At 33.8% G+C, this 8,859-nt stretch carries 5 protein-coding genes and 1 pseudogene; 4 read left to right on the top strand and 2 right to left on the bottom strand.

Translation table 11 applies throughout. From position 1 onward, the window contains the following. Window positions 1-321: 321 nt before the first annotated feature. Together HMPREF2811_RS11265 and HMPREF2811_RS11965 are read right to left on the bottom strand one after the other, a co-directional pair. On the bottom strand, window positions 322-543 hold the full coding sequence (locus HMPREF2811_RS11265; RefSeq protein WP_141749305.1) for a hypothetical protein: 222 nt from the start codon (window positions 541-543) through the stop codon (window positions 322-324). After that, window positions 540-674 (bottom strand): annotated as a pseudogene (locus tag HMPREF2811_RS11965) (hypothetical protein); the annotation flags it as partial. The pseudogene HMPREF2811_RS11965 and the gene HMPREF2811_RS11265, both read right to left, overlap by 4 nt. Before the next feature lie 1,107 nt (window positions 675-1,781). On the opposite strand from HMPREF2811_RS11965, the gene HMPREF2811_RS09195 reads away from it, so the two are divergent. From HMPREF2811_RS09195 to HMPREF2811_RS09210, 4 genes are all read left to right on the top strand, one after another. Further along, window positions 1,782-3,326, top strand: coding sequence for an MFS transporter (locus tag HMPREF2811_RS09195; protein ID WP_071409075.1), 1,545 nt, complete (start codon window positions 1,782-1,784; stop codon window positions 3,324-3,326). A 323-nt stretch (window positions 3,327-3,649) separates the two neighbouring features. Beyond that, window positions 3,650-5,443, top strand: a complete 1,794-nt coding sequence (gene uidA / locus HMPREF2811_RS09200; protein ID WP_071409076.1) for a beta-glucuronidase — start codon at window positions 3,650-3,652, stop codon at window positions 5,441-5,443. A gap of 213 nt (window positions 5,444-5,656) precedes the next feature. Further along, window positions 5,657-6,469, top strand: a complete 813-nt coding sequence (locus HMPREF2811_RS09205) for an HAD family hydrolase (RefSeq protein ID WP_071409077.1) — start codon at window positions 5,657-5,659, stop codon at window positions 6,467-6,469. 2 nt (window positions 6,470-6,471) lie between these two features. After that, window positions 6,472-8,268 (top strand): glycoside hydrolase family 3 protein, encoded by a 1,797-nt coding sequence (locus tag HMPREF2811_RS09210; RefSeq protein WP_071409078.1) that lies wholly within the window; start codon window positions 6,472-6,474, stop codon window positions 8,266-8,268. The last annotated feature ends 591 nt before the right edge of the window (window positions 8,269-8,859 follow it).

Below are 8,859 nucleotides of genomic sequence, written 5' to 3' on the forward strand. Positions count from 1 at the left end.
GTAGTTGCGACAGAATATATTTAATATCATCGGTTTTTTCCATAATAATAACCTCCTACTGAAAATACGAACATTCGATCATTATCAGTTTAGGAGGTTATTTAACCATAGTCTATTCAAACAACAACATTTGGTGGGGAATTTTACTCCCCACTAGAAGTTGTTGAGACCCCAATCCCCTGGAGAAGTTGTTATTCTTTTAATAATATTATTTGTTGCTTCTAAATGACCATAGGACAGCGTAACCGTTAATGCATTAGAAATATATTCTTGATACTTAGAAATGGTATTAAATGCTGTCCGAATCACTCGACGATAAGATTATTTTTTAATTTCTTGAAGTTCATATTGGAATAATTCCTTATCATGCGTCATAATGGGGAATTTTAAATCATTAATTTTTTCATAGGCATTTCTTAGTCCGCTATCAACCGGAAGTATATACTCTACCATCATTTTTTCAATCACTAAACCTTCGAATAATCGATGAGATTGATACTTCTCAAATTCTAAATCTTCCAGGTTTTTTAGGATTAATTTCAATAATTTTTTGAGTTTATTGTAGTCGATTTGCGATGAATCTTATTCAATTGGTTCATGACTTGAAGTTGTAAATTATTAAGTGCTCTGTTTAGTAATTGGATAATGTGAAAATAACCAATGACGATTTTAGTCCTAGGAAATGTGTTTCAATCATTGAAACATAGGGAAGATTCATATCCATCGTAATCCATTCGACTTGACGATGGACATCTAACGGAAAACAGAAAAAATGTGATTTGATATCCTCTACTCATCAAAGGATAAAGTGGTAGGTAGTAAATCTACTCAGTATTTCATTTGCTCCTCCAAAGAATCTAAGCATCGTATGACTATACTTACTGATACATAAGTATTTTTTACGATAGTAGAGGTGAATTGAACGAGTCTAATTGCTCCTTTACTGTTTGCTTTTGTAGGTTGGAAATTTGACAGTTAGGTTCTACTAAGTTAGTTCGGCAGAAAAAGTTTTCTTACATGAAGTACATAAGAATCGTTGTTTTTTAAGAAGAATTATTCTTGGACATGCCAGCGAACAAGCGTATTTAACTTTAACCAACATGAATCCATGCTTTACAATCGATTTATTAATATTGGGAGCCTCACAACATGGCAAACATCAGGATCGTAGGATAGCGTACATAGACAGGTTTGTATATGACTCCATTTATAGTCATTGGTTCAGAATCCAAACAACCTTCCTTATGAATAATGTTAAGGTATGTTATTTAGAGTAAATCTTTGATATTATTTGAATATGTCATGTGAATTCCTCTTGTCTTATAGTTTGGTCGCTATTAAGATTATAAACGGAATTCCATGACTTTTTATTTTTTTACATAAAAAATTAGTGTAAGTGAACAGAAATAAATCTGTCTACCCACACCAAAAAGTATAGAGCCTTTTTATCTAAATGAACTAAAATTGCTCCATTTTTAATTTGATGATTTTATATATAAAAGGAATCAAGCTCGATAAAGTTTAAAATTACTTAATAAATTATCGTATAAAAAACATGGAAAATTCATTTATAATATGCGAGCAAAAGATTAACGAATTTGATTAAAAAGATATGATGTATTTTTTGATTATCCATGAAAAATCAAGGATATTCCATATTAAAGTATTAAAATTCTCTAAATTTTAAAATATATGTTGACAAGTCATCAGATGACTGTTATTATAATGATTGTAAAGCGCTTGCAGATATATTACAAAAAAATGACATTTGGAGGTCCATTATGGAAACAGTAGACAACTCAAGAGAGGTAAGTTATAACCGTGCAAAACTCTGGCAGATAATTTGTTTTGCGGCAAATAACACTTCTACAAACATTTATTTAGTTGCATTTAGCTTTGTGACATATTTCTCAACAGGTATTTTAGGTCTTGCTGCAATTTTTGTTAGTCAGATAATGGGGTATATTCGTATCTTTGATGGTTTAATTGATCCTACAATAGGTGTGATGATTGATAAAACGGATACTAAATTCGGTAAATATCGACCAATTCTAATTATAGGGAATATTATCACAGCGTTATCATTTATTTTCTTATTTAATATTCATAAGTTTGGATCATCAATGACAATGCCACTATTTATTATTGCATTAATCATCCATAAAATTGGTTATTCAATGCAACAAACGATTACAAAAGCAGGTCAAACTGCTTTGACAAATGATCCAAGTCAGAGACCTATTTTTAATATTGTTGATGGTGTGATGACGGCAATCTTATTCTCTGGAGCACAAATTGTTATTTCTGGATACTTGACAAAAAAACATGGTGGTTTTACTGATGGATTTTTCGTTGAATTAAGATGGGGCGTTATCATTATCTCAGCTGTTTTAGCTTTAATAGCGGTTATTGGTATTTGGCAAAAAGATAATAAAAAATATTTTGGTTTAGGAGAAGAAAAAACTCAAAAAACTGATTTAAAAGATTATCTGAAAGTTATTAAAGGCAATAAGCCATTACAAGTTTTATCGCTTGCTGCTGCAATTATGAAATTTAATGCTCAAATGTTTGGTGATGCAGTGGTCAACGTAATGCTATTTGGTATTTTATTTGGCAATTATGCATTGTCAGGGGCTATCTCTGCGATGATGATTATTCCGAACGTATTAGTAACAACCTTTGCTGCAAGTGTTGCACGAAAAAAAGGGTTAAAATATGCTTACGTACTTTGTTTACAAATAGGTTTAGTTGGATTGATTGCTTTAGCGTTTATGTTGTTAAATGGTGGGCCTGGTTCGTTAGATTTAACAAATTGGGGACTATACTCGATTGGTTTTGTAGTACTTTTTGCTATAGGTCGTTACTTTACTTCTGCTCCATCCGGATTAGTATTAACAATGGGTGCGGATATTTCAGACTATGAAACATCTGTTTCTGGTCGATATGTATCAGGTATGATCGGGACTATTTTCTCATTCACAGACTCTATTGCTTCGTCATTTGCACCAATGGTTGTCGGATGGGTGTTGGCTTCAATCGGATTTGCTCAAGACTATCCAACTGCTGAAACAGCTTTAACTGGAGATTTAAAATTTGCAACAGCGTTATTATTTGCGATTATACCAGCTGTAGGAATCGTCATCGCTTTAATCTTAATGCGTTTTTATAAGTTAGATCGTGAAACGATGATTCAAGTTCAAGAGAAAATTCATGCGATGAAAGCAGCAAAAGATTTTGAACGTACAATCGATATCGCACAAAATGTTGAATTATCTGACATGGATTATGTGGATCTATCACAATATCCAATTGATGATGAAGAGTAGTATAATAAAGAAGTAACATAAGTAAGCAGAGAGTGGACCAGAAGTATAAAATCAAATGATTTTCGCTTCGTCGGCCTACCCCCCGCATAGTTGAGTAAGTCTCAAACAAGTCGTTAAGACGCCGTTTGAGGCCACTCAACCACTGCGTTTTTAATTATCGAGCACTAATCTGAGTGAATTGGTCAAGATTATTCTCAGCCTTATTAAGACGCCGTTTAAGGCCACTCAACCACTGCTAGATAAACTATATAGATTAGAACAAACAATTTTTTTAGTTTTTTCTCTGTCTCTTTTAAAAATAATTTAGAAAGAAGGAATGTTGAATGCTTTATCCAATAGGAACAAAAACACGGACTGTCATGGATTTAAATGGCCTTTGGAACTTTAAATTAGGGGAACATCATCCAAGTGATTTATTATCGACTAAAGAAGTGATGGTTGTACCTACCTCTTTTAATGATGTAGTGGTTGATAAAGAAAAACGACAATACATTGGTGATTTTTGGTATGAAAGATTTTTTGAGGTTCCGACTTTATCTGATACTGAAGAATTGGTAGTACGTTTTGGTTCCGTTACTCATCATGCAAAGGTTTATATCAATGGAGAACTAATTGGCGAACATAAAGGTGGATTTACTCCGTTTGAATGTGTGATTCCTGAGTCCTTATATAGCGATGAAACAAACTTAAAATTAAGTGTTTGTGCTAATAATGAATTAAACTATAGTACATTACCGGTTGGTAATTATATTGAAGAAGAACAAGAAGATGGCACCATTAAAAAAGTTGTGAAAGAGAATTTTGATTTCTTTAACTATGCGGGAATTCATCGTCCAGTGAAATTAATCATTAGACCAAAAATTCATATTGAAGATGTCGTGATTACAACAGAATTAAATGATGCATTAACGACTGCTGATATCAAAGCTACTGTTGTAACCTCGAGTCGGGTTGATGCTATTGAGATGACTATTATCGATGAGGATCGTCAAGTGGTCGAAAGACTAACTGATGGTCAAGCAACAATTCATAATCCACGTTTATGGGAAGTTTTAGATGCCTATCTTTATAACTTACATGTTGAAATCATTAAAGATGGACAAGTGGTGGATAGTTATGATGAAAAATTTGGGATTCGTACAGTAAAAGTTGAAAATGGGCAATTTCTGATTAATAATAAGCCATTCTATTTTAAAGGCTTTGGAAAACATGAAGACACCTTTATTAATGGACGTGGCTTAAATGAAGCGGCTAACTTAATGGATTTAAACTTATTAAAAGAAATTGGTGCTAACTCATTCCGTACTTCTCATTATCCTTACTCAGAAGAAATGATGCGATTAGCAGACCGTATGGGTGTGGTAGTAATTGATGAAGTAGCAGCTGTTGGATTATTCCAAAACTTTAATGCCTCTTTAGATTTAAAACCTACTGATCGAGGCACATGGCAAGTAATGGAAACTCATGAAGCACATGAACAAGCGATTCGGGAATTAGTGAAGCGTGATAAAAACCATCCTTGTGTGGTCATGTGGGTTGTAGCGAATGAACCGGCAAGTCATGAAGAAGGTGCTCATGAATACTTCGAACCATTCGTAAAATTATATAAAGAGCTCGATCCACAAGATCGTCCAGTCACTTTAGTCAATATGTTAATATCTACACCTGAAAATGATAAGGTGATGGACTTAGTGGATGTCATTTCACTGAATCGTTACTATGGTTGGTATGTCGACCATGGAGATTTAGCTAAGGGAGCTAAAGGGCTCAAAGCTGAACTTGAAAAATGGCAAGAACTGTACCCAGAAAAACCGATATTAATGACGGAATATGGGGCAGACACTTTACCAGGACTTCACTCAATGTGGGATATTCCTTACACTGAAGAATTCCAGGTAGATTATTATGACATGCACCATCGTATTTTTGATGAAATACCAAACTTAGTGGGAGAACAAGTATGGAATTTTGCAGACTTTGAAACCAATCTAATGATTATTCGCGTACAAGGGAATCATAAAGGATTGTTCTCACGTAATCGTCAACCTAAACAAGTGGTACGTGAATTTAAGAAACGTTGGACTAATATTCCAAATTACAATTACAAAACTAAATAAAATTATATTTTGTAAAAATACTAAAAAATAAAATCAATAACCGGCAATGATAACTGAATTTTGTTGTCGGTTGATTGATGAATCATTGTAACCAAAAAAATTTACAATCATAAAACATCATATGATTTAATGGTTTTATACAGTTGACAGTATTTAAAAATGCGTGTTACAATTAAATCGTCAGATGATTACATAAGTAGAAGGAGAATTAAAATGACTTTATTAAAATCAGATTATGTCTTTTGTGTCGATTCAGATGGTTGTGCAATGGACACTATGACATACAAACATCAGCTCTTTTTTGGACCGATAGCAGCAGATGAATTTGAAATTTCCGATCGTGAGACATTTTTAAAAGAGTGGGATAAAGTAAATTTATTCTCTCGTACACGTGGCGTGAATCGTTTCGTGGCTTTATTAATGTTATTAGAATATGCTAATGTTGATAACATTGATAACTTAAAATCATGGGTAGAGACGACTTCATCACTATCCAATGCCTCTTTAGAAGCAGAAATTGCTAAAAATCCAGCAACTGATTTAAAAAAAGCTTTGGTATGGTCTAATGAAGTTAACCGTCAAATTAAAAGTTATGATGGAGATGTGTTAGCTTTTGAAGGTGCAAAAGAAGGTTTAATTCATTTACATGAGTTAGGTAAATTATTTATCGTTAGCTCTGCCAACAAAGAAGCAGTTGTGGAAGAGTGGGAAGATCAAGAGTTAATGCCTTATATTGATGATTTATACTGTCAAGACCGTGGAAAAAAAGAAGATGTGATTGCGATGTTAATTGCCGACGGTTATGATCCAAATAAAATCATGATGATTGGCGATTCACCGGGAGATTTACATGCGACAGAAATAAATAATGTGAAGTTTTATCCGATATTAGTTGGAAAAGAAAAAGAATCATGGTTAACTTTAAAGTCAGAAGTTGCCGATAAATTTATAAACAACCAATTAACGGAACAAGATTATGAAAAATATGCAACTACCTTCTGGGACAATTTAGATAAGGAGCGATAATTGTGACTAACTTAGTAGATTTAAGAAAAACACCATATAATTTAGATGAAGAAGCCATTGCCTGGATTGAAAAAACGATAAGCGAAATGACTTTAGACGAGAAAATAGGTCAATTATTTGTTAACATGGGTTCTAGCCGTACTGAAGAATATTTAACAGATGTGCTAAACCAATATCACATTGCGGCTGTCCGTTATAATAAAGGAAAATCTGATGAAGTTTGGGATCAAAACTATATTTTACAAACTAAATCAAAAATTCCATTGTTAATTGCTGCGAACACTGAAGCTGGTGGTGATGGTGCAGTTACCGATGGGACCAAAGTTGGTGATGAAATTAAAATCGCTGCAACTAATGATCCAAATTATGCTTATGAAATGGGAAGAATTGCCGGTATTGAAGCATCAGCAGTTGGTTGTAATGCCTCTTTTGCTCCGATTATGGACTTATCTCGTAACTGGCGGAATCCAATTATTGCTAATCGTACATGGGGAGCGAATGTTGATCAAACAATTGAATTATCCAAAGCATATATGAAAGGGATTATGGAATACGGGATTGTACCTTTTGCAAAACATTTCCCTGGAGATGGAATCGATGAACGAGATCACCATTTATCTTATGCATCCAATCCGATGAATAAAGAAGAATGGATGTCAACGTTTGGTCGTATTTATGGTGAAATGGCGAAGGCAGGATTACCTGGAATTATGGCAGGTCATATCCATTTACCAAATGTCGAGCGTGAAATGCATCCTGAACGTGAGTTAGATGATATGTTACCGGCTTCTTTAAATAAAACTTTACTAGATGAATTATTAAGAGGTGAATTAGGCTATAACGGGGCGATTGTAACCGATGCGTCTCACATGGTAGCCATGACGGCTTCAATGCCACGACGTGAATTATTACCTACAGCAATTGAAGCTGGGTGTGATTTATTCTTATTCTTCAATGATCCAGATGAAGATTTCCAATGGATGAAAGAAGGTTATGAAAAAGGAATTTTAACTGAAGAACGTTTATTAGATGCTTTACGTCGTACGCTAGGACTAAAAGCAAAATTAGGGTTACATAAGTTTGAAGGACGTCGTGAAGAAATTATGATTCCAAAAGAGGAAGCTTTAAAATTAATTAATACAGACGAATCACAACGTATTTCAGATGAAGTTGCTGACAAGGCCATTACACTAGTAAAAGATAAACAAAAAGACTTATTCCCAATTACCCCTGAACGTTATAAACGTATCCTAATCGTCAATGTTGAAGGGCATAAAGGTGGTTTTGGTGCCATGATCAATGCAGGTAAAAAACGAGCATCTGATACGATGAAAGCCTTATTAGAAGAACGAGGACATGAAGTAACCGTATGGGAATCAACGGAAGAACGTATAATGAAATTACCAGAAGGTGAACGTGGTGCTGCGATTGCCAATGTATATGCGCAAAAACAACCGATTTCTAATTTGACCGACCATTATGATTTAATTCTTAATTTGGTGGACGTCAATTCAGGTGGAACCACTCAAAGAATTATTTGGCCAGCTGCTAAAGGAACACCCGATCAACCATTCTATGTACATGAAGTGCCAACGATTGTCGTTTCAGTACAACATGCCTTTGCTTTAGCAGACATGCCACAAGTTGGTACATACATTAATGCTTATGATAGTAAAGAAAATACGATGCGTGCCTTAGTAAAAAAATTAGCAGGTGAATCAGAATTCACTGGTGTCTCTTCGGTTGACCCATACTGTGGCTTGATAGATACCCAAATTTGGCGTCAATCCAAATATTAATAAAACCAAAATGATTCAATAAATTGCTTTTGATGATTAATAATTAAATAAATCATTAAAAATAACCGTCTCTTTTTCTGAAGAGACGGTTATTTGCGTTATCTTTAATTCATTTGGCATTATCTATTTTCATATCATGATAGAAAAGGGCGTGGTTAATTTTTAATTCACAGAATGTAATGGCAATATGTCCGTTTTTTGATTTAACATATAATTCAAGATTTCAATTAAAGAATGTTTTAAACTGAATATAATTTGATTTGAAGCAATGTTTTCGATTAACACTAAGAGTTTTGTAATGGAAAGATTTTTAAAAGACCCTTTTCATTTTATTTAACGTAAAGGTTGGGCATAAACTTTACAAATTCATTCAGATTAGTGCTCGTAAATAAAGAGTGCAGTGGTTGAGTGGCATCAACCTGCGTCTTAATGAGATTGAACATAAATTTTAAAATATTCATTCAAATTAGTGCTTTTCATTAAAAGAACGCAGTGGTTGAGTGGTCTCAAACTGCGTCTTTCGACTTGTTTGAGGTCTACTCAATTGTGCGGGGGTAGTCCGACGAAGCGAAAATTATTCAATTTTCTACT

This window comes from Globicatella sp. HMSC072A10 (assembly GCF_001811625.1).
GTDB classification, from domain to species: Bacteria; Bacillota; Bacilli; order Lactobacillales; family Aerococcaceae; genus Globicatella; species Globicatella sanguinis.